The organism is Streptomyces sp. NBC_00569 (genome assembly GCF_036345255.1).
Classification (GTDB): domain Bacteria; phylum Actinomycetota; class Actinomycetes; order Streptomycetales; family Streptomycetaceae; genus Streptomyces.
In genome coordinates this window covers 547,278-567,270 of the sequence record NZ_CP107783.1, presented here as the reverse complement: position 1 = coordinate 567,270, position 19,993 = coordinate 547,278, and the positions used below count along the sequence as shown (strand labels likewise).

Here is a 19,993-nt window from a genome sequence, read left to right as displayed (position 1 = left end):
TGGTGTCAGGTGGGAAGGGTCGTGCTGCGGGTCTCCGGGGCGAGTCGCACCAGCAGCATGCCGATGACGAAGACGGCCGCGGTCAGGGTGAGGGGGAGGGTGAGGGAGCCGGTGGCGTGGATGCCGTAGCCGATGAGGAAGGTGCCGCCCGCGGCGACCCAGCGGGAGAAGGTCGTGGTGAAGGCGAAGGCCGTCGCCCTCATGCGCGTCGGGTACTGCTCCGGCAGCCAGATGGTGAAGACCGCGAAACTCGCGCCGCCCAGGCCGAGTAGCGGCAGGAAGGTGAAGAGCAGGGCGATCGAGTGGTGGGGGTAGGCCCAACCGTAGGCGCCGACGATACCGACGATCATCAGCGCGAACAGCGAGGCGAGCGCCCCGCGCCGCCCCATGCGTGCCGCGAGGCGGGGCACCGCGAAGCAGCCCAGGATCGTGAAGGCGGCCACCGTCATGGACGACAGGCTGGCCAGGCGCACCGTGGCGGCATGGCTGTGACCGGCCTCCTGCGAAAGGGCGGTGATCGCTGTGGGTACGTAGGTCGAGCCCGCCCACAGGCCGATGACACAGACCACCAGGAGCAGCAGATTGCCCACGGTGCGGGCGCGGTAGGGCGGGGAGAGGACCTCGACGACGGGCTGCCAGAAGGACCGCTCCTGCCGGCCCGAGGTCTCCTCCTGCCAGCGCTCCGGCTCGGGGGTGCTGCGCCGGATGAGGAACACGGCCAGTGCCGGGAGGCCGCCCACGAAGAACATGCCCCGCCAGCCGAGTTCAGGTCCGGCGAGCAGATAGATGACGGAGATGGCGAGGACGCCGAAGTAGGCGGCGGAGTGCATCAGGCCGCCGAATCGTGCCCGTACCCGCTCCGGGATCACTTCGGAGAGGAGGGTGCCCGCCATGGCCCATTCGCCTCCGACACCGACGGCCGCCAGGAAGCGGAACGTATTCCATTCCCACAGGTGGGTGGCGGTGCCGGCCAGGGCGGTGAAGACCCCGTACATGAGGATGGAGGCCATCATCGCGGGCTTGCGGCCGAAGCGGTCGGCGATGGGCCCCCAGATGAAGGCGCATCCCCAGCCGAGCAGGAACACGGCCGCGCTGACCTGTCCGTGCCAGCCGATGTTGTCGGCCGTGACGGGAATGTTGCTCGCGGGGAGCAGTGCGGTCAGGGCGGGGGCCAGTACGAGGCCGGGGATGGTCCAGCTGAAGCCGTCCATGGCCCAACCGCCGAACGAGCCCCAGAAGGCGTGCCGTTGGGGACCGGTCAGCCGTGTGGGGGTGGGGGTTCCGGTGGTTGCGGTGGACTGTTCGTCGATCGTCACGGGTACCTCGATTCGGCTCAGGAGGTGACGACATGGGGGGATGTCGGCAGAGGGGGCTGGGGTGTTGATCGAGGCCGTGCGGCGGCGTGCCTTCTCCGAAGTCGAAATTGGATGGACCACTGGGCCTCTAGGCCTGCGCTAGAGTGTCGGCAGGGTCTGATCTGCTGTCAAGGGCCGACAGCAGTAAGAGTGTTGGGGGAAGGGACGGGTAGTCCGTTGTCCGAGTCGCTGCGTCCGGTTCCCCGGCCTCGTCTGTACGAGCAAGTCGTCGAGCGCCTCCGCGAATACGTCCAGGCGGAAAGCCTCCAGGCGGGCGACCGGCTGCCCCCTGAACGCGACCTGGCGGAACGCCTCGCGGTGAGCCGGACCTCGGTGCGGCAGGCCATCGTGGCCCTGGAAGTGCAGGGCCTCGTCGAAGTGCGGCACGGCGGCGGCACCTTCCTGCTCCGCGACCGCCTCGACGCCGAACCACTTCAAGCCATGGTGGAACGACGCCGTCGACTCCCCGATGTCCTGGACGCCCGGGACGCCCTGGAGACCAAACTCGCAGCCCTCGCGGCCGAACGCCGCACGGACGAGGACCTGCAGGAGATCGACGCCGCACTCGAGGCCATGGCCGGCGCCGTCCGGCGTGGGGAGCTGTGTGTCGCCGAGGACCAGCGCTTCCATGCCGCCGTCACCGCGGCGGCGCACAGCCCGCTGCTCGCCGAGTTCATGGCGGAGATCGCCGAGCCGATCGCGGAGAGCCGCAACGAGTCACTGCGCCAGCCCGACCGCCCCGCCCAGTCCCTGCACCAGCACCGACTCGTCGCCGACGCCGTGCGGGCCGGCTCCCCCGAAGACGCGGCCCTGGCCATGCACACCCACGTCGACAGCGTCGGCAAGGTCAAACTTCTCCACTGGCGACCCGAGGGGGAGTGACCGCCCGCCGGCCGCCCCCGCCGGCCGCTCCCCTTCGGTGCGCTACGGCTTGCCCGCTTGCATCAGAACCGCCGAGACCGCTCGGACGCCCGGCGCGGCTGTGAGGAGTGTGCCGAGGGTGGTCAGTTCCGCGTTCTCGCCGGTGGCTTCCGTGCCGACGAGCAGGACCTGCCACGGCACTCGGGTGTCGTCGGCCTCGACCATGATGGCCTCGCCGTCCCGCCGCATGCGGAACGTGGCACCCGCGAAACCGTCCACGGCAGGGATCTGAGTCACCCTCGTCGCGCCGTCCGCCGGGGTGTGGACGCGCAGGGTCACTCCGTGCGCCCAGTCGTAGACGGCGCTGTCGTCGCTCTCCCCGAACGGGATCACCGAGCCGGGGCGGGCCAGCAGTGGCAGGCTGTCGAAACCGTACCGCTCGCGTCGCCAGCCCGGCCCTTCGACCCGCTCGCCCGACAGCAGATGGGTCCAGGTCCCCTCGGGCACGTAGTACTCGACGCTTCCGTCGGCCGAGAAGACCGGCGCGACGAGCAGGTCGTCGCCGAGCATGTACTGCCGGTCGAGGGTGTGGCACGCCGGGTCCTCGGGAAACTCCAGGAGCATGGCGCGCATCACGGGAGTACCCCGCTCCCGCGCCTGCTGGGCCGCGCGGAAGAGATACGGCATGAGGCGGTGCTTGAGCCGGGTGAAGTCGCGGGTGACCGCCACGGCCTCCTCGTCGAAGTCCCACGGCACACGGTACGACCTGCTGCCGTGCAGCCTGCTGTGCGAGGACAGCAGGCCGAACTGCACCCACCGCTTGAAGACTTCGGGCGTCGGCGTCCCCTCGAAGCCGCCGATGTCATGACTCCAGAAGCCGAAACCGGACAGGCCGAGCGAGAGGCCACCGCGCAGCGACTCGGCCATCGCCCCGAAGTGGGACTCGCAGTCGCCGCCCCAGTGGACCGGGAACTGCTGCCCGCCCGCGGTCGCCGACCGAGCGAAGAGCACGGCCTCGCCGGCGCCCCGGGCCTCGCTCAGCACCTCGAAGACGGTTTCGTTGTAGAGCTGCGTGTAGAAGTTGTGCATGCGCTCCGGGTCGGACCCGTCGTGCCACACCACGTCCGTCGGAACGCGCTCACCGAAGTCGGTCTTGAAGCAGTCCACGCCCTGCGCGACGAGCCCGCGCAACTTGCCCGCGTACCACTCCCGCGCCTCAGGGTTGGTGAAGTCGACCAGCGCCATGCCCGCCTGCCACAGGTCCCACTGCCACACGTCGCCGTCGGCCTTGTGGACCAGGTAGCCGTGGCGCATTGCCTCCGTGAAGAGCGGGGACTTCTGGCCGATGTACGGGTTGATCCACACCGAGACGCGCAGCCCCTGCTCGTCCTTCAGGCGGCGGAGCATGCCTTCCGGGTCCGGGAAGACCTCCGGGTCCCAGGTGAAGTCGCACCACTGGTACTCGCGCATCCAGAAGCAGTCGAAGTGGAAGACACCGAGCGGGATGCCGCGCTCCGACATGCCGCGGACGAACCGGTTGACCGTCTCCTCGTCGTACGAGGTGGTGAAGGACGTGGACAGCCACAGCCCGAACGACCAGGCGGGCGGCAGCGCCGGGCGGCCGGTCAGGGCGGTGTAGCGGTCCAGGATGTCCTTGGGCGTCGGGCCGTGGACGACGTAGTACTCCAGCGACTGGTCCTCGACGCTGAACTGCACCTGCCCCACGGCCTCGGACCCGATCTCGTACGAGACGTGGCCGGGGTGGTTGACGAAGACGCCGTAGCCCCGGTTGGTGAGATGGAAGGGAATGTTCTTGTACGCCTGCTCGCTGGCGGTCCCGCCGTCGGCCTGCCAGATGTCCACGCTCTGCCCGTTCCTGGTGAACGGGGTGAAGCGCTCACCGAGCCCGTAGACCAGTTCGCCTACGCCCAGGGACAGTTGGGCCAGTGAGTGGTGGCGGCCGTCCTCGGTGAGAGCGAAGCCGGTGCCGCGGGACCCGGCGGACGTGAGGACGCGGCCGTCGGCTGTGAAGTCCAGGCGCCAGGGAGCGTTCGTGTCCAGCCGTAGGGACAGGTCCCCGCTGGTCAGCTCCAGCAGGGACCCGTCCCTGGTGATCTTCGAGGCGTGGTCGGGGTCGGTGCGCAGGGCGAAGTCGGGGCCGTGCGCGGCGGCGCCCGCGTGGTGGGTGGAGCGGATGCCGATCACTCCCTCGGCGGGCGACCAGCACTCGACAGTCAGAAGAGGGCTGTTGAGGGTGTGGCCCCGTTCCTCCACCCGCCGCACGGGCGCGTACAGCGTGAGCCGGCCGTCGTCGATGCGCGCCTCGGCGATCTCGGTCGCGTACGACGCCCGGACGCCCTCGCGCATCAGCCAATAGCCGTCGGTGAACTTCAACGGTGGTCCCTGTCAGCGGTGTCGGTACGGGTGCGGTGGGTGGCGATCAGGTCCCGGAACCAGCGGTAGCTGTCCTTGGGAATGCGCTCCTGGGTGTCGTAGTCGACCCGGACGATGCCGAAGCGCTGGCCGTAGCCGCGGGCCCACTCGAAGTTGTCGAGGAGGGACCACACGTAGTAGCCGCGCACGTCGACGCCCGCGCGGATGGCGGCGGAGAGGGCTTCGAGGTGGCTGCGGAGGTAGTCGATGCGCTCGGTGTCGTGAACCCGGCCGTCGTCCGTGACGGTGTCGGCCTCGGCCGAGCCGTTCTCGGTGATGACCAGCGGCGGCAGCGCGGGATAGCGCTTGGTCAGGTCGATCAGCAGGTCCGTGAAGGTGTGCGGGACGACGGGCCAGCCCATGGTCGTGTGCCGCACGTCGTCGCGCCAGGTCTCGGTGGCCCGGATGTCGACCGCCGTACGCGTCGCCGGGTCGGGGTCGCGGTGCGGGGCGTCGGCGATGGTGATCGGCCGGTAGTAGTTGACGCCGACGAAGTCCAGCGGGGCGGCGATGAGTTCGAGGTCGCCGTCGCGCCGGTACGAGGTGTCGAGACGGTACGGAGTCTCGAGACCGTCCGAACTGTCGAGACGGTGCGAGCCGTCGGCCGGCTCGCCCCAGGTCTCCGCCTCGTGCCGCGGATAGCGCCCGGCGAACAACGGGTCCAGCCACACCTCGTTGTGCAGGGTCTCGGCCCGGCGGACGGCGGCGAGGTCGTCCGGCGAGCCGGGCGCGGCGGGGAGCAGCCGGTCCGGGTTGAGCGTGATGCCGACTTCCCGGGCGCCGGTCGCGCGCAGGGCGCGGACGGCAAGGCCGTGGCCGACCAGGAGGTGGTGGGCGGCGGCCAGCGCGCCGCGGCCCTCCTGTGCGCCGGGGGCGTGGGCGCCCGCGGCGTAGCCGACGAAGGCGCTGCAGTATGGCTCGTTGAGGGTGATCCAGCGGGCCACCCGGTCGCCGAGCCGCTCCGCGACCAGAGCGGCGTAGTCCGCGAAGCGCTCCGCCGTCTCGCGCACCCGCCAGCCGCCCCGGTCTTCCAGAGCCTGGGGGAGGTCCCAGTGGTAGAGGGTGGCGGCGGGGGAGATCCCGGAGGCCAGCAGTTCGTCGACCAGCCGGTCGTAGAAGTCCAGACCGGCGGCGTTGGCCGGACCTGTGCCGTCGGGCTGGATCCGCGGCCAGGCGACGGAGAAGCGGTAGCTGTCCACGCCGAGGCCACGCAACAGAGCCACGTCCTCGCGGTAGCGGTGGTAGTGGTCGCAGGCGATGTCGCCGGTGGCGCCGCCCGCCACCCGTCCGGGCTCGCGACAGTAGGTGTCCCAGATGGACGGCCCTCTGCCGTCCTCGTCGTACGCCCCCTCGATCTGGTAGCTCGCCGTGGCGGCGCCGAAGAAGAAGCCGTCGGGGAATTCCGGGAATTCGGGGGTGCTCATGCGGCTGAAGCCCTTATCGCTACGTGATGGGATTACTTGATGGATCCGCCGGTGATCCCGGCGGAGATGTACTTCTGGGCCACGACCAGCAGGATCGCGGCGGGTACCGCGGACAGGACCGCGGTGGCCATGACCGCGCCCCAGTCGCTGACATGCGCGCCGACGAACTGGTAGATGCCCAGCGTGATCGGCTTGACGTCGTCGGTGGTGTTGAGGGTCAGCGCGAACATGAAGTCCGACCAGGCGAACAGGAAGGTGAAGAGCCCCGCCGTGATGAGGGCGTTGCGGCTCATCGGCAGCACGATGCGGACGAACGCGGTGAAGCGGTTGGCGCCGTCGACCATCGCCGCCTCGACGACCTCGCCCGGAATGGACACCATGAAGGCGCGCAGGAGCACGATCGCGAACGGCAGCCCGAGCGAGGCGTCCGCGAGGATCAGCCCCAAGTAGGAGTTGATCAGGCCCAGTTCCGCGTACGCGCTGTAGAGGGCGTTGGCGATGACGATGCCCGGCACCATCTGTGTGATCAGCGTGGTGAAGACGATGCCCCGGCCGCCGCGCAGCCCGAACTGGGCGAGGCCGTACGCGGCGGGCGCCGCGAGGGCGAGGCACACGGCGACGGCACCGAGGGCGACGACGAAGCTGGTCAGCAGTGAGCCGCCCTGGCTGGAGATCGCCGTGCCGAAGTTCTCCAGGCTGGGTGAGGAGGGGAACCACTCGGTCGCGGCGACGCTCGACCCGGGCTGGAGCGCGGTGTTGAGCATCCAGTAGACCGGGAAGAGCAGGACGCCGAGGATCAGCAGCGCGGCGGTGGTGTTCCAGGCGGCCCGCAGGCGGCGACGGTTCGCGTTCGGGTTCACGGTCGGTCACTGCCCCTTGCCGAAGTCGGCGCGGTTGGCCCGCAGGTACAGCACGGCAAAGACCGCGCTGATGAGGATGAGGACGTTGCCCACGACGGCGCCCTGGCCGAAGTCGAGCTGGAGGAACGACAGTTGGTACGTGACGGTGCCCAGGGTCTGCGTGGAGTCCGCGGGCCCGCCGGAGGTCAGTGCCAGGATCAGGTCGAGGATCTTCACCGTCGACATGAAGCCCAGCACGAGGACGACGGTGACCACCGGGCGCAGCATCGGCAGGGTGACGCTGCGGAAGGTCCGCCAGGGGCTCGCTCCGTCGAGGGACGCCGCTTCGTGCAGCTCGCGTGGGATCTCTTGGAGACCGCCGTAGAGGATCACCATGTTGAACGGGATGCCGATCCAGATGTTGACCAGGACCGCCGACAGCAGGGCCACGCCGGGGCTGTTCAGCCACGGCACACCGCCCTCGGTCAGGCCGACGGCGTGCAGGGCGCTGTTGAGCATCCCGTGGTCCTGGTCGAGGATGCGCCGCCAGACGACGGCGGACACGACCATGGGTACCAGCCAGGGCAGCAGCAGGATCGCGCGGACGAAGCCGGAGAGCCGGAAGCGGCGCGAGAAGAAGACGGCGAGGGCCAGGCCGATGGTGAACTGGCCGAGCAGGGAGCCGAGCGTGAAGAGCGCGGTGTGCCACAGGGAGCCGGCGAACAGCTCGTCGGCGAAGACGGCCCGCCAGTTGTCCAGGCCGTTGAACGGGGCCTCGCCGGTGAAGTACGTCTTGGGTGTGTAGTGCTGGAAGCTCATCACGATGTTGCGGATGAGCGGGTAGCCGAAGAAGAGGGCCATGTAGGCGAGCGCGGGGGCGACGAAGAGCCATCGGAGCAGCCCGCGGCGGGTGCCGGAACGGGCCCTGGCGGGGGCGGCCGAGGAGCCGGAGGTCTTGGCGGCCGGGGCGGTGGAGGCGAAGGTGCTCATGTCCGGTTCCTCACTTCCCCTTGGAGGCCTGTTGCTGTGCGCGGTGCAGGGCCTGTTCGGGACTGGTCCTGCCGGTCAGCACCGACTGGAAGGCGCCCGCGAGCGCGTCCCCGACCACCGGCCAGCGGGTGCCGACCTGGGCGGTGCGGGAACGGGCGGTGGTGACGAGGTCGGCGAAGGCGGCGAGCTTGGGATTCTGTTCGGCGTAGGCCCGCGCGGCGGCGGCCCGGGTGGGCACGTTGTTGACCGACTCGCCCCACTGGAGCTGGTTCTTCCGGGTGTTGAGGCAGTTGAGGATCTTCCCCGCGTTCTTCTCGCGGGCGCTGTCCTCGCTCTTCGGCACGGCCATCACGGTGCCGCCGATCGGTGGAATCGCGTCCTGTCCCGCTTCGGGCACCGGGATGCGGGCGACCGCCCAGTCCACCTTCTTCTGGGCGCTGAGCACCGGCACCTGCCACGGACCGTTGATCATCATGGCGGCGCGGCCGGACACGAACTGGTCGTTGACGTCCTGCTGGTTCCAGCTGACGACGGACTTCGACGCGGACCCGTCCGAGACCAGGTCCTTCCACAGCTGGAGCGCGGCCTCGCCCTTGCCGTTGTCGAGCTTCGCCTCGTCACCGCCGCCGGACCAGAAGAACGGCAGGAACTGGTACACCCCGTCGGCGTTGGGGCTGGCGCTGAAGGCCATCCCGTAGGTGCTGCCGTGCGTCGTCCTCTTCGCGGCGGTCTTCAACTCGGCCCAGGTGGTGGGCGGTTCGACCCCGGCTTCCTTGAGGAGCTTGGTGTTGTAGATCAGGGCCAGGGAGTTGACGGAGCGCGCGATGCCGTACTGGGTGCCATGGTACGAACCCAGGGAGGTGGCGCTGCCGGAGAATCCTGAGGTGTCGACGCCGACGTCCTTCAGCGGGCGCAGCCCCTCGGTCCCGGCGAACTGCGGCAGCTCGGACCCGTCGAGCTCCAGGATGTCGGTGAGCGACTTGGACGAGGCCATCCGCAGCGCCTTCGACGCGACCTGGTCCGCGGGCACGCTGATCTGCTCGACCTTCAGCCCGAGAGGCCCCGCGCAGCGGTCGAAGAACTTCTGGTTGGCGGTGTGCTCGGCGGTGTCCGTGGCCGAGTTGAGCACGGTGACAGTGTCCGGGGCCGGGGTGGCGGCGCACCCGGTGAGGCTCAGTGCGACCGTGGCCATCGCCAGGCCTACGGCTGCCGCGGGTGGCAGTCTGCGCTCTGCGCGGGAGTGCACGAGCGGATCTCCAATCGGTGCTGCGGCTCGGGGAGCCGAGGCTTTGGGCGTGCGGCTCGGGGATCGTGCGCGGTCGTGCGTCGGTGGAGGGGCATCTCATGAGCGGCTTCTTCGCCGGGGTTCGCGGCTCGCGGACGCCGCGTCGCCGAGACGTCGCTCAGGGACGCCCTCTCGGCGGCGCGATGGTGAGTCCGGGTGCCATCTGCGGCGCGATCAGACGGTGAGGGGGAAGGCCGGGGGGCTGATGGCTCTCGGTCCGGCCGCCGGTGGCCGCGGTGATCGACTTGACCGCGAGTTCGACGACTGCCAGGGACATCTGCGCGACGGGCAGTTCGATACGCGGCAGGATCCGCCCGCCCAGGTCGTCGGGGAGGGTGCCGACGGGTACGACGGCGAGGTCCTCGGGGACCCGTAGCCCGGCCGCGGCCACCTCGGCCAGCAGGTGGGGGAGGCGGTGCAGGTGCTGGACGACCAGCGCGGTCGGGGCGGACCGTGAGCCGAGCAGCTCGCGCACGCGGCGCCGCAGCACGTCCGGGTCGCCGCTGGAGGGGTGCACCCGGATGTCCGCACCGGTCTCCTTCGAGGCCCTCCGGGCTCCGTCGAGGCCGTGCACGGCGTAACCGCGGCGGGCCGCGATCTCGTGCTCGGCCGAGGCGAGGAAGGCGATGTGCCGGTGGCCGGCCGCGGCGGTCTCGCGCAGGGCGAGGGCGACGGCGGCCTCCCAGTCGAGGTCGACCCAGGGCAGCGCCGAGTCGTCGTCGCCACGCCCGAGCAGCGCGGTGGGGAAGCCCAGTTCGCGCATGGCGCCGATGCGGGGGTCCTGCTCCTCCACGGCCATGAGGACCGCCGCGTCCGCCAGTCCGCTGCCGGCCACCCGGCGCAGCCCGCCGACCCCGTCCAGGTCGGTCATCAGCAGGAGGTCGTAGCCGTGGCTGCGGGCGGCGTCGCTGATGTCGATGGCGAACCGGCCGTCCACCGCCCGGTATTCGCCGGGCACACGGGGGACGGCCAGGGCCAGGACGTCGCTGCGGGCGCTGCGCAGGGTGCGGGCGCTGGCCCGTGGGTGGTAGCCGAGCTCGGCGATGGCGGCCTGTACCGCACAGCGGGTGTCCTCGGAGATCTTGCGGGAGCCGCTGAGGACGTAGCTGACGGTGCTGGGCGCGACGCCCGCCCGTTCGGCGACGTCTTTGATCGTGGCCATTCCCGCTCCTCTGCGCTTTGGTGCTGGTCGTCCTGGCCGTGCTGGTTGTTCCGGTCGCCTCGGCCGTGCGGGTCGTTCGGGTTCTGGCCGCTCCGACGGCGAGGTCCGCTCGGGTTGCCGAAGCGGGCTGTCGAAGCGGTTCGTCGAATCGATTCGACTGTCGGCGTGCGTGACTGTAGGAGGGGCCGACGTGCGAGGGCAAGACCCTTGCCGTAGATCGTTTAAGTTTATGTATCTGAATCCAATGAGGGCTTTGGGGTGCGAAGCAAGTCAAATACCCGATTTGATAAGCAGGTTGATCGAGTACGTGAACAACTTTCACTGGTACGAACTCTTGAGGGTCCCGAACGGCGGGTGATAGGTCTGTGCCCCGACGACATTTCCCTTCCCTGACACCAGAGTTGCGGGTCGCCGCCGTGTCACCGGTGCGCCCCCGCGACACGCATCCGTCATGCCTGGAGGCGACACCGTTGAGAACGCCCATGTCCAGACGCACCTTCGCCCGACTCGCCGCAGTACCCGCCGTCGGAGCGCTGGTCGGACTGCGGCCCGGCATCGCGTCGGCCGCGTCCCGGCCCTCCGCTCACCCGGCAGGGTCACGCACCGCCGGCGGCCGCACCGACGTCGCGCGAGCCATGCGCCGCGCGGGGGCCTTCATGGACGAGCACGTGTCCTACCGCGGCGCGTACGTCTGGAGCTATCTCCCCGATCTCTCCACCACGTGGGGGGAGATGGAGGCGAGGCGGACCATGTGCTGGGTCCAGCCGCCCGGCACGCCCAGCGTCGGCCACAGCCTCCTCGACGCGTATCACGCCACCGGTGACGAGACCTTCTACCGTGCCGCCGAACGCACCGGCCTCGCGCTCGTCGAGGCTCAATTGCCGGTCGGAGGCTGGAACTACATCCACGACTTCGCCGGCAACGGCTCCCTGCGTGACTGGTACGCGACCATCGGCGCGAACGGCTGGCGCCTGGAGGAATTCCAGCACTACTACGGCAACGCCACCTTCGACGACGCGGGCACCTCCACGGCGGCGCAACTGATCCTGCGCCTCTACGTGGAGCGCAGGCACCCGAAGTTCAAGGCGTCCCTGAACCGCGTCATCGACTTCATGCTCAAGGCGCAGCTGCGCGGAGGTCCGGCCGACGGCGGCTGGCCGCAGCGGTTCCCCGCCTTCTCCGGTGCGGTGAGCGAGATGCCCTGGCCCGACGAGCGGCCCTCCTGGCTGCCCTCGGACGTCCAGCACGGCATGCAGGACGGCGACTACACCGGCCACGTCACCTTCAACGACGACGTCCTCGGCGAGAACATCAAGTTCCTGCTCATGTGCATATCGGCGCTCGGACGGCGTGACCTGACCCGGCCCGTGCTGCGCGCCATGGCCTGTCTGCACCGGCTGCAGCAGCCAGGACCCCAGGCCGGATGGGGCCTGCAGCACCTCTCGCACTCCGTCGGCGGCCGGCCCGCCGGCGCTCCCGCCAGTGCCCGCTCGTACGAGCCACGGTCTCTGACCACGCACACCACGCAGACCAACATCCGGCAGCTGTTCCACTACTTCCGGCTCACCGGCGACCACGACTACCTGCGGCGTGTGCCCGAGGCCATCGCCTGGCTGGAGACCTGCCCGCTCACCAGTGAGCAGAAGGGTGAGAACCCGCTGCTGAAGAGCGCCACGCACCCGACGTTCGTGGAGTTGGAGACCAACCGGCCCCGGTTCGTGCACCGCTTCGGCTCCAACATCCGCAACGGCGCCTACTACTACGACCACGACCACCGCAACACACTCAGCCACTACTCCGGCGGGCGCTCCATCGACCTCACCGGCCTCAAGGCGACCTACGACGAGCTGATGGCGCTGAGCCGCTCCGAGGTCGCCGATCTGCGCGACCGCTCACCGCTCACCCCCGGCGGACCGCAGGAGCTCCCGCGCTACTTCAGCGTGCGCGACCTCGACCTCACCGACCTGTTCCGAGGTGCCGACCCGGCCCTGCCCGGCGTGACCGAGGACCAGGCGAGCGCCCTTGTGGACGCCCTCGGCACTAAGGATCACTGGATCACCCCGATCGGCACCACCACCAACCCGTACCTCGGCCCGGCACCGGCCACGCCGTACGAGGGCGTGGCCTACATGAGCAAACACGTGGGCGACCTGTACGACACCTCGCCGTACGACCCGGCCACACCGCCCGCCGAGCCGCCGTACCAGCCGCACGACAGCGCCGAGGGCATCACGACCTCCGCCTACACCGGCAACATGGCCAAGCTCATCGCCTACGTCGCCGGCTGAGGCCCCTACTGCCAAGGTCCTGGCCTCAGCGGGAGGTCAGGACCGGCTCCCGGCTCCAGCGGAAGACGTGGACCAGGCGAGGCTCCACGATCCCGGCGCCCGGAATCTCGCCGTCGAACCACCGGTCCACGCACGTCCAGTGGAAGGGGTGACCGAGATACTCGCCGGTCAACCCCTGCACGTCCGCGTACTCCTGCTCCCAGACGTGGGTCCATCGGGAGGGCGTGAGCGTCTGGTCCACCCTGCTCAGAGACCAGGAGCGGATGGTGGAGATGTGCTCGGGCATCGCCATGAGATCCGCTTCCAACTGCCCGACGAGAGCGCCGGGTGTGCCGGGGCGCACCGCGAGCAGCAGGGTGCGTTTCACGCGCGGGCCGCGCAGGGGCACGTACGCCCCGCGCACCGGCGCGAGAGCGACCGTGTCGAGGGGCTCCGGCAGCCCGGCCTCAGAGGCGATGGCGGCCGGCGTCCGCTTCGCTGTCACGTCCCATGTGGCGCCGGTGCCGCCGAAACTGCCTGGCAGATCCGCCGCCGCGGAGCCGCCGAGGACGCCGGGCCCCGCGGCGGCCTTGGTGTACGCGTCGGTGTCGTCGTCCGGCAACAGAGTCACCCAGCGGGTCATGACGACGCCACCTCCTCGCGGACATCGGTCACCGGCTCCAGCACATGACGATCGCGGTCCTTCGCGATCTCGTCCGTGTACGCCCAGAACGCCGCGACCCGAGGGTCGGCGCCGGCCGCGGCGCGCGCGGCGAAGAACGCACCGCTGTCCGGCAGTGACCACAGGATCCGGACCGCCACTGTGTCCGGCCCCGTCCAGGCGCGCCAGAGACGCTCCTCGGCCATGCCCCGGTCCACGGCACCCGGCAGATACTCCGCGCGCCAGCGGCGCAGCCACTCGTCGACGTCATCGCCCGCGAGGAGGACGACGTCGAGTACCTGGACCCCGCTCATGACAGCTTCTCCAGTACCTCGGCCCGGTAGCGGTCGATCTGTTCCCGCAAGGCGTCCAGACCCCGTGGGCCCGAAAGGCCGTCCGAGCCGCGGATATGCGGAGCGATGACAAGGCGCGTCGCGCCCGCGTCGACGAAGCCCCGTACCCATGAGGGATCCCCGGCCCGCTCACGGTCGCAGGAGCCCGGCCACACCGTGATCTCCACGGCGTCCTGCGGCCGGCCCTCCCCGCGCGCGGCCTCGCGCAGCAGACCGGCCTGGCGCGCGAAGTCCTCGGGAGTGATCGTGTAGGGGAACCAGCCGTCGCCGATCCGGCCCGCGCGGCGGACGGCGGGATCGCTGTTCCCGCCCAGTACCACGGGCACGGCCCCGCCGGCAGGGCGCGGCAGCGAGTGCAGACCGTCGAAGGAGACGTGCCGCCCCTGGTACGAGGCGGGGCCGCTGCCCCACAGCGCGCGCATCGCGCCGACACACTCCTCGAGCCGCCGTCCCCGATCCTTGTAGGGCACGCCGACGGCGGCGTACTCCTCCTTCTGCCAGCCGATGCCGAGGCCCAGCATCAGCCGCCCGTCGGAGTGCCGGTCGATCGTCGCGGCGCGTTTGGCCAGGACCACCGGGCTGTGCAGTGGGGCGACGACCATCGCCGTACCGAACCGCAGGGAGCTCGACGCTCCGGCGAGGAAGGCGATGGTCTCCAGTGGGTCGGGCATGGGTACCGCGCCCGAACTGCCCGGTATTCGGCCGTCGTTGGAGTACGGATAGAGCGGTTCGTACCGTTCGGCGACGGCGACGTGCTCGACCGTCCACAGTGACTCGACGCCGCACTCTTCGAGCGTGCCCGCGAGGTCGCGGAGGAAGCCACCCGAGGTGATCAGGCCGTCGGTGAACGGCGCCATCATTCCAAGTCGGAGCATGCCAGGGTTCCCTCACTTCAGCACCGTTGCCGCTATGCCTGTTAGGAGTGTTCCTATCAGGAATAGGTGGCGTGCGGAAGGGAGTGGACGCCAAGAGGCCGGGGCGCGCCGAGAGCCCGGACGTGCGCTCACCACATCCGGGTCGGCCCGCTGGTCAACTGTCCTTGCGTGTCCCGCTGGCCTTGATCCACGCGTGGGGGGCGTAGGCCACCTCGACCCTCGTGGCAGTGGGATCTGCCTTCCATACGAGCAGCGCGCCGGCGTCGATCGAGTACGAGAACTGGCCTTCCTTGTCGTCGACGAAGTGCAGCACCTCGCCTTCGTGCTCCGAGGTCTGCCCCGCCTTGCCAAGCACTACGAGATTCACAGACATATTTCGACGTTACGGCGCAAGCATCGATTCCGCCCGCCGGGTACCGGCCCGCACGGCCCGGTCCCCGCGCGGGCGCCGCCGTCGGACTACCTGGCCAGCCGGGGCAGCAGCGAGGAGGCGGCCACGATGCCGAGCGCGGCGGCCACCGCGAGTACGGCGTAGTCCAGGGGCAGATGTGACGGTGTGCCCAGCAACAGGCCGCGCAGCGCGTCGACTTGATAGGTGAGCGGGTTGACCCGGCTGATCGCCTGGAGCCAGCCCGGCATGAGCGCGACCGGGTAGAGGGCGTTGGACGCGAAGAAGAGCGGCATGGTGATGGCCTGACCGATGCCCATCAGGCGGTCCCGGGTGAGGACGATGCCGGCGATGGTCATCGACAGGCAGGAGAAGAACGCCGAGCCGAGCACCACCGCGACGGCCACGCCGAGAAGGCGCAGCGGGTTCCAGGTCAGGGCGACGCCGAGGAGTGCCGCGATGACGATCACGACGACGGCCTGGATCAGTGCCTTGACCCCGGCGGCGAAGGCCTTGCCCGTGATGAGTGCCGCGCGCGGGGTGGGCGTGACGAGGAGCTTGGTCAGAATGCCGGCGTCCCGCTCCCAGATGATCATGATGCCGTAGAAGATGGCGATGAACATCGCGGACTGGGCGATGATGCCCGGCGCGAGGTAGTCGATATAGGGAATGCCGTGGGTCGGGATCGCCTTGATCCGGGTGAAGGTCTCGCCGAACACCAGCAGCCACAGGGCAGGTTGGACCGCTCGGGTGTACAACTCGGAACGGTCGTGCCGGAGCTTTTGGAGTTCGACGGCGCACAGGGCGACGACGCGGGCGGGCGCCACGCGCCATCCGGTACGGGCCGTGGGCGGGGTGACGAGCAGATCGAACTCGGCCGGGTCAGCCGAGCCTTGACGCGGTGCGGCGGGTGCTGCGGACATCGCGGAAGTCACCACCTTCGTCACCATCACTGCCGAGCCCGCGGCCGGCGACGTCACGGAAGACGTCCTCCAAGGTCGGCCAGGGCTCATCGGATCCGGCGTGCCCACGCTGCTCGTGCAGATCGCGGCGGAGCCCGTCGGAGGTACCGAGCGCGCGCACGCGCCCGCGGTGCATGAGCGCGACCCGGTCGCAGTACTGGTCGGCCTCGTCCATGTAGTGGGTCGTGACCAGGACGGTCATGCCCGTGGCGCGGCGGACCGCGTTGATGTGCTCCCACACGCTCGTCCGGGCGATCGGGTCGAGGCCGATGGTGGGTTCGTCGAGGATCAGCAGGCGGGGGGCGCTCACCAGTGCCTGGGCGAGTTCCAGCCGTCGCACCATGCCGCCCGAGTAGGTCTTGGCGAGCCGGTCCGCGACGTCCGTGAGGTCGACCGCGGCGAGTGCCTGGGCCACCCGGCGGGCCCGTTCGCGCCGGGAGACGTCGAAGACGCGGGCGAACAGCGTCACGTTCTCCCGCCCGGTCAGGCCGGAGTCGGCGGACAGCTGTTGCGGCACGTATCCGAGCAGCCTGCGGACCGCCATCCGCTCGGTCGCCGCGTCGTGCCCGAACACGGATACGCGGCCGCGTGACACCGGCAGAAGCGTGGTGATGCAGCGGATCGCGGTGGTCTTGCCGGCGCCGTTGGGGCCGAGCAGCCCGAAGACCTCGCCCGGCCCGACCGTGAGATCGAGGCCGTCCACGGCCCGGGTCTCGCCGAACGCGTACTCCAGTCCGCGGCAGCAGACCGCGGGGTCCTCGCTCATGCCAGTGCGCCTCCCGGTTCTTCCTGAACTGCGTAGGTCGTTTCGCCTTCTGTGCGGATGACGGGCATGCGGTCCTCGTGCAGGTTGTCGGCGAGCTTGCGCAGGGCCGGCAGCGCCGCGGCGAGCGCGGCCCGGTCGGCCGGGTCGAGCACCGCCAGTTGCTCCCGCATCAATGTGCCCCGGCGGACCTGCCAATCGCTCAGCCGGGCCGCGGCGGCCGGGGTCGCGTACAGCAGCGCCGACCTGCGGTCCGAGGGGTCCGTCTCACGGCGCAGAAGGCCGGCCTTGACCAGCTGATTGACGAGCGTGGACACCGAGTTCCCGGCGAGCCGCAGGTCTCGCGCGGCGGCCGACACACCGATTCCGGGCCGGGCGACCACCAGGCGCAGCAGCTCTATCTGGGCACCGCGCAACGGGGGCGCGCTCAGGCCGTGCCGAAGCCTGCGCCGGGACAGGCGTTGCACGGCGGCGAGTACGTCGGCGAAGGAATCCGCCAGCTCATCCGTGGCCATGAAATAACTTTAGCTCTGTGTACGAGCTAATTACAGCCCGGTCGGCACCTCGACGGTCCGACCGGGCTCGGCTCGATTTCACCGCTGTGTCGACGGATAATCGAGACGAAAGGAACGGGTACGCGCAGGACGCACCTTTCGCGCACGATTCCCAGCGTCGTCATCTGGCGTGACCCGAGGCGATCCGGTGGTGTGGCGCGCGCCGGAGAACAGGTCAGGAGCAGGGGGTGCTCGGCGATCATGAACTCGGCTTACCTCGAAATAGCCGCGGCGAACACGGTGGTCGCCGCTGTCTCCGCTTTCATCGCCGGCGGCTTCATCGCGGGAGCGCTGGTGTGGGCCGTCCAGATCGGCATGCGAGTGCGCAGGCTGGAGCTCAGGCCACCCAGGCCCGATGAGCAGCCCCGTCTGCCCGCAGGCGGGGCAGTCCACGAGATCCGGGAGATGCGGGAGCCGGATGAGGTCCCAGTGGCCAAGGACGAGAGCGAGCGGCTCATGCCGTACGAACTCCACCATGGCGGCGGCAAGCTCAGCAAGAATCAGAAGCCCCCGACATGGTCCCCGGGATCGAGCGGCTCGTTCGGCAGTGGCGGTCCGGGGCATACGTGAGGTGTGCCGGCATCGTCCGTAGCAGTCGCTTGTGCATAGCCGCGCGTTGACGGCTTCCTAGGCAGGCCGCACGCTGCGGTCACCTCCTTCGATTACGGCGCCACGGCGGCTCCTCGGCCCGCCGTGGCGCCGTAACTGGTCCCGCGCGTCAGGCGGACCGCTGCCGCGCGGGTGTGTTCGGGCCGGCCCGTCGCACGAGTCCTGCATCGCTTTACGTGTGCGGCTGCCGGTGCCAGAGTGACCCCACCAGCGGTTGGACGCGCCCTCCCGTGCGCCGCCGACCGGTGCAGCTGGTCTGTCATGACATTCCCCGTCTCCAGAAAATCTTCAGAAAGCCGAGGCCTTGGCCATCGACCTGAACGCTCTCCGGGCCCATTTCCCGTCCCTGGACCACGGCCTTGCCTTCTTCGACGGTCCCGGCGGGACGCAGACCCCGCGTCCTGTCGCCGATGCCATCGTCGCGACGATGACCGGCCCTCTGTCCAACCGGGGGCTTGTCAGCCGCTCCGAGCTCAACGCCGAGCGCGCCGTGACGGACTTCCGGGACGCCTACGCCGACCTGCTCAACGTGCCTGCCGAGGGTGTCGTCCACGGGCGCAGCGCCACTCAGCTGACGTACGACTTCTCCCGTCACCTCGCCAAGGGATGGAAGGCGAGGGACGAGATCGTCGTCAGTCGCCTGGATCACGACTCCAACGTGCGCCCATGGGTCCAGGCCGCCGAGCGCGCCGGAGTGACGGTCCGCTGGATCGAGATCGACAGCGAGAGCATGGAGCTCGACCTCGATTCGTTCGAGCGGGCGCTGTCGCCCCGGACACGGCTTGTCGCGGTCACGGCGGCCTCGAACGTACTCGGCACCAAGCCGCCCCTGCGCCACATCGCCGACCGGGCGCACGAGGTCGGCGCTCTGGTGTACGTGGACGGGGTGCACTACGCCGCCCACCACCTGGTCGACGTGCCCGCGCTGGGCGCGGACTTCTTCGTCTGCTCCCCGTACAAGTTCCTCGGACCGCACTGCGGCGTGCTCGCGGCGGCTCCCGAGCTCCTCGAGACCGTCCACCCCGACAAGCTCGCGCCTTCCCCCGACACGGTGCCGGAGCGCTTCGAGTTCGGCACGCTGCCCTACGAAATGCTGGCGGGGGCCACCGCCGCCGTGGACTTCCTCGCGGCGATGGACCCGGGCACGGAGGCCACACGCAGGGAGCGGCTCGCACATTCGCTGGGCTCCCTCCACGAGCACGAGAAGGCGCTGCGTACGAGGCTGGAGACGGGGCTGCGCGCACTGGGCGACGCCGTCACCCTGCACTCGAAGGCGGCCGACCGCACCCCGACCCTCCTGATGACCGTCGAAGGCCGTGACGCCCGCGAGGCCCAGGTCCATCTGGCCGCCCGCGACGTCCTGGCCCCCGCCGGTTCGTTCTACGCCTACGAGACCTTCTCCGCCCTGAAGTGGGAGAACCCCGCCCTGCGAGTGGGTCTGGCGCCGTACAACTCCGCCGAGGACGTGGACAGGTTCCTCGACGGGCTGTCCTCTTTCCTCTGATCCGGTCGTCCCGCAGGTGGTGGCCCCGGAGCCGTCAGCTCTCCGGTTCGGAGGCCGTGAGCTGGAGGCCGTTCTCCCAGATCTTGTTGAGCGTCGTGACGAGTCGCTCGAACGGGATGCGCTGGCCCAACACGAACACCATGTAGGCCATGCGGCTCACCATGACGGACAGGGCGTGCGCCGTGACCAGGGGATCCAGGCTCGTGTCGGCTTCGCCGTTCTCCTGCAGCGCCTGGATCAGCTTGGCGTTACGGCGCGCGAAGGCGTTGCCGCGCTCGATGCGCAGTGCCATGAACTTCTCGTCGATCTGGGCCACTTGCTCGAACAGTGCCATGAGGCGCGCGTTCTTCTTGTACGCACGCAGGTACTCGCGGTTCGACGCGTCGATGAGCTGCCGGGTGTCGGTGATCCCGGTGCGCTCGCGCAGGTGCGGGTGGAGCATCTCCTCCTGCACCTGCTCGACGAGCGCCTGGAAGATCTCTTCCTTGCTGTTGAAGTACGTGTAGAAGGACCCGGAGGCGACGTGGGCCGCCTTGGAGATGTCCGTGATCCGGGCGTCCAGATATCCGTCGCGTTCGAACACCTCGCGGGCGGCGGTGATCAGCGCGTTGCGTGTCCTGACACCGCGCGCGCTGCGTGGCGTGATGGGTTGTTTCTGGCCGCCGTCTGCGGCCGGGGCCTGGGCAGCCACTGAGGTCCGTCCACTCT

At 69.9% G+C, this 19,993-nt stretch carries 19 protein-coding genes; 4 read left to right on the top strand and 15 right to left on the bottom strand.

Translation table 11 applies throughout. The features are described from left to right. Nucleotides 1-5: 5 nt before the first annotated feature. Nucleotides 6-1,316: an MFS transporter gene (locus OHO83_RS02635; RefSeq protein ID WP_266679331.1), complete on the bottom strand. Its 1,311-nt coding sequence runs from the start codon at nucleotides 1,314-1,316 to the stop codon at nucleotides 6-8. Nucleotides 1,317-1,532: 216 nt separating this feature from the next. Between OHO83_RS02635 and OHO83_RS02630 the strand changes: the two genes are divergently transcribed. Beyond that, the gene (locus OHO83_RS02630) at nucleotides 1,533-2,237 is read left to right on the top strand and encodes a FadR/GntR family transcriptional regulator (RefSeq protein WP_266679332.1); all 705 of its coding nucleotides are present in this window, start codon (nucleotides 1,533-1,535) and stop codon (nucleotides 2,235-2,237) included. Between the two features lie 42 nt (nucleotides 2,238-2,279). Here the strand turns inward: OHO83_RS02630 and yicI are convergent, their stop codons facing one another. The 6 genes from yicI to OHO83_RS02600 form a co-directional block, all read right to left on the bottom strand. Then, nucleotides 2,280-4,610 (bottom strand): alpha-xylosidase, encoded by a 2,331-nt coding sequence (yicI, locus tag OHO83_RS02625; RefSeq protein ID WP_330278549.1) that lies wholly within the window; start codon nucleotides 4,608-4,610, stop codon nucleotides 2,280-2,282. Then, nucleotides 4,607-6,073, bottom strand: coding sequence for a GH1 family beta-glucosidase (locus OHO83_RS02620; RefSeq protein ID WP_330278548.1), 1,467 nt, complete (start codon nucleotides 6,071-6,073; stop codon nucleotides 4,607-4,609). The genes yicI and OHO83_RS02620 overlap by 4 nt, the downstream gene beginning before the upstream one ends. A 32-nt stretch (nucleotides 6,074-6,105) precedes the next feature. Continuing rightward, on the bottom strand, nucleotides 6,106-6,933 hold the full coding sequence (locus OHO83_RS02615) for a carbohydrate ABC transporter permease (RefSeq protein WP_389562690.1): 828 nt from the start codon (nucleotides 6,931-6,933) through the stop codon (nucleotides 6,106-6,108). 6 nt (nucleotides 6,934-6,939) lie between these two features. Further along, nucleotides 6,940-7,902 carry a carbohydrate ABC transporter permease gene (locus OHO83_RS02610; protein ID WP_329431845.1) on the bottom strand — a complete coding sequence of 321 codons (963 nt, stop codon included), beginning with the start codon at nucleotides 7,900-7,902 and terminating at the stop codon, nucleotides 6,940-6,942. A 10-nt stretch (nucleotides 7,903-7,912) separates the two neighbouring features. Then, on the bottom strand, nucleotides 7,913-9,094 hold the full coding sequence (locus OHO83_RS02605; RefSeq protein ID WP_405638208.1) for a sugar ABC transporter substrate-binding protein: 1,182 nt from the start codon (nucleotides 9,092-9,094) through the stop codon (nucleotides 7,913-7,915). Nucleotides 9,095-9,305: 211 nt separating this feature from the next. Then, the gene (locus tag OHO83_RS02600) at nucleotides 9,306-10,349 is read right to left on the bottom strand and encodes a LacI family DNA-binding transcriptional regulator (protein ID WP_330278546.1); all 1,044 of its coding nucleotides are present in this window, start codon (nucleotides 10,347-10,349) and stop codon (nucleotides 9,306-9,308) included. Nucleotides 10,350-10,831: 482 nt separating this feature from the next. Here OHO83_RS02600 and OHO83_RS02595 point away from each other — a divergent pair, with 482 nt between their 5' ends. Then, on the top strand, nucleotides 10,832-12,637 hold the full coding sequence (locus OHO83_RS02595) for a pectate lyase (protein WP_266679344.1): 1,806 nt from the start codon (nucleotides 10,832-10,834) through the stop codon (nucleotides 12,635-12,637). A gap of 25 nt (nucleotides 12,638-12,662) precedes the next feature. Here the strand turns inward: OHO83_RS02595 and OHO83_RS02590 are convergent, their stop codons facing one another. From OHO83_RS02590 to OHO83_RS02560, 7 genes are all read right to left on the bottom strand, one after another. After that, entirely contained in the window at nucleotides 12,663-13,259 is a 597-nt protein-coding gene (locus tag OHO83_RS02590) for a Dabb family protein (protein WP_330278545.1), read from the bottom strand. After that, nucleotides 13,256-13,591, bottom strand: coding sequence for a hypothetical protein (locus OHO83_RS02585; protein WP_330278544.1), 336 nt, complete (start codon nucleotides 13,589-13,591; stop codon nucleotides 13,256-13,258). The genes OHO83_RS02590 and OHO83_RS02585 overlap by 4 nt, the downstream gene beginning before the upstream one ends. Next, a complete protein-coding gene (locus tag OHO83_RS02580; protein WP_329431839.1) occupies nucleotides 13,588-14,505 on the bottom strand; it encodes an LLM class F420-dependent oxidoreductase in 918 nt (305 codons plus the stop codon). Before OHO83_RS02580 ends, OHO83_RS02585 begins: the two co-directional genes overlap by 4 nt. Nucleotides 14,506-14,659: 154 nt before the next feature. Next, nucleotides 14,660-14,878 carry a hypothetical protein gene (locus tag OHO83_RS02575; protein ID WP_266679348.1) on the bottom strand — a complete coding sequence of 73 codons (219 nt, stop codon included), beginning with the start codon at nucleotides 14,876-14,878 and terminating at the stop codon, nucleotides 14,660-14,662. Between the two features lie 86 nt (nucleotides 14,879-14,964). Beyond that, nucleotides 14,965-15,816 carry an ABC transporter permease gene (locus OHO83_RS02570; RefSeq protein WP_330278543.1) on the bottom strand — a complete coding sequence of 284 codons (852 nt, stop codon included), beginning with the start codon at nucleotides 15,814-15,816 and terminating at the stop codon, nucleotides 14,965-14,967. Beyond that, nucleotides 15,776-16,621, bottom strand: a complete 846-nt coding sequence (locus OHO83_RS02565) for an ABC transporter ATP-binding protein (protein WP_330278542.1) — start codon at nucleotides 16,619-16,621, stop codon at nucleotides 15,776-15,778. Before OHO83_RS02565 ends, OHO83_RS02570 begins: the two co-directional genes overlap by 41 nt. Then, complete coding sequence (locus tag OHO83_RS02560) at nucleotides 16,618-17,133, bottom strand: MarR family winged helix-turn-helix transcriptional regulator (protein WP_330278541.1); 516 nt, start codon at nucleotides 17,131-17,133, stop codon at nucleotides 16,618-16,620. The genes OHO83_RS02565 and OHO83_RS02560 overlap by 4 nt, the downstream gene beginning before the upstream one ends. Before the next feature lie 240 nt (nucleotides 17,134-17,373). On the opposite strand from OHO83_RS02560, the gene OHO83_RS02555 reads away from it, so the two are divergent. Together OHO83_RS02555 and OHO83_RS02550 are read left to right on the top strand one after the other, a co-directional pair. Next, nucleotides 17,374-17,742 carry a DUF6479 family protein gene (locus OHO83_RS02555; RefSeq protein WP_266679354.1) on the top strand — a complete coding sequence of 123 codons (369 nt, stop codon included), beginning with the start codon at nucleotides 17,374-17,376 and terminating at the stop codon, nucleotides 17,740-17,742. A 343-nt stretch (nucleotides 17,743-18,085) separates the two neighbouring features. Beyond that, nucleotides 18,086-19,285 carry a cysteine desulfurase-like protein gene (locus OHO83_RS02550; RefSeq protein WP_330278540.1) on the top strand — a complete coding sequence of 400 codons (1,200 nt, stop codon included), beginning with the start codon at nucleotides 18,086-18,088 and terminating at the stop codon, nucleotides 19,283-19,285. Between the two features lie 34 nt (nucleotides 19,286-19,319). Here the strand turns inward: OHO83_RS02550 and OHO83_RS02545 are convergent, their stop codons facing one another. Next, nucleotides 19,320-19,976 (bottom strand): TetR/AcrR family transcriptional regulator, encoded by a 657-nt coding sequence (locus OHO83_RS02545; RefSeq protein WP_330278539.1) that lies wholly within the window; start codon nucleotides 19,974-19,976, stop codon nucleotides 19,320-19,322. Nucleotides 19,977-19,993: the final 17 nt, after the last annotated feature.

Excerpts from the sequence above, each read along its gene's own strand:
- OHO83_RS02620 (WP_330278548.1), bottom strand. The coding sequence starts at position 6,073 with ATGAGCACCCCCGAATTCCCGGAATTCCCCGACGGCTTCTTCTTCGGC.
- OHO83_RS02610 (WP_329431845.1), bottom strand. The coding sequence starts at position 7,902 with ATGAGCACCTTCGCCTCCACCGCCCCGGCCGCCAAGACCTCCGGCTCC.
- OHO83_RS02605 (WP_405638208.1), bottom strand. The coding sequence starts at position 9,094 with ATGGCCACGGTCGCACTGAGCCTCACCGGGTGCGCCGCCACCCCGGCC.
- OHO83_RS02600 (WP_330278546.1), bottom strand. The coding sequence starts at position 10,349 with ATGGCCACGATCAAAGACGTCGCCGAACGGGCGGGCGTCGCGCCCAGC.
- OHO83_RS02595 (WP_266679344.1), top strand. The coding sequence starts at position 10,832 with ATGTCCAGACGCACCTTCGCCCGACTCGCCGCAGTACCCGCCGTCGGA.
- OHO83_RS02590 (WP_330278545.1), bottom strand. The coding sequence starts at position 13,259 with ATGACCCGCTGGGTGACTCTGTTGCCGGACGACGACACCGACGCGTAC.
- OHO83_RS02585 (WP_330278544.1), bottom strand. The coding sequence starts at position 13,591 with ATGAGCGGGGTCCAGGTACTCGACGTCGTCCTCCTCGCGGGCGATGAC.
- OHO83_RS02580 (WP_329431839.1), bottom strand. The coding sequence starts at position 14,505 with ATGCTCCGACTTGGAATGATGGCGCCGTTCACCGACGGCCTGATCACC.
- OHO83_RS02575 (WP_266679348.1), bottom strand. The coding sequence starts at position 14,878 with ATGTCTGTGAATCTCGTAGTGCTTGGCAAGGCGGGGCAGACCTCGGAG.
- OHO83_RS02570 (WP_330278543.1), bottom strand. The coding sequence starts at position 15,816 with ATGTCCGCAGCACCCGCCGCACCGCGTCAAGGCTCGGCTGACCCGGCC.
- OHO83_RS02565 (WP_330278542.1), bottom strand. The coding sequence starts at position 16,621 with ATGAGCGAGGACCCCGCGGTCTGCTGCCGCGGACTGGAGTACGCGTTC.
- OHO83_RS02560 (WP_330278541.1), bottom strand. The coding sequence starts at position 17,133 with ATGGCCACGGATGAGCTGGCGGATTCCTTCGCCGACGTACTCGCCGCC.
- OHO83_RS02555 (WP_266679354.1), top strand. The coding sequence starts at position 17,374 with ATGAACTCGGCTTACCTCGAAATAGCCGCGGCGAACACGGTGGTCGCC.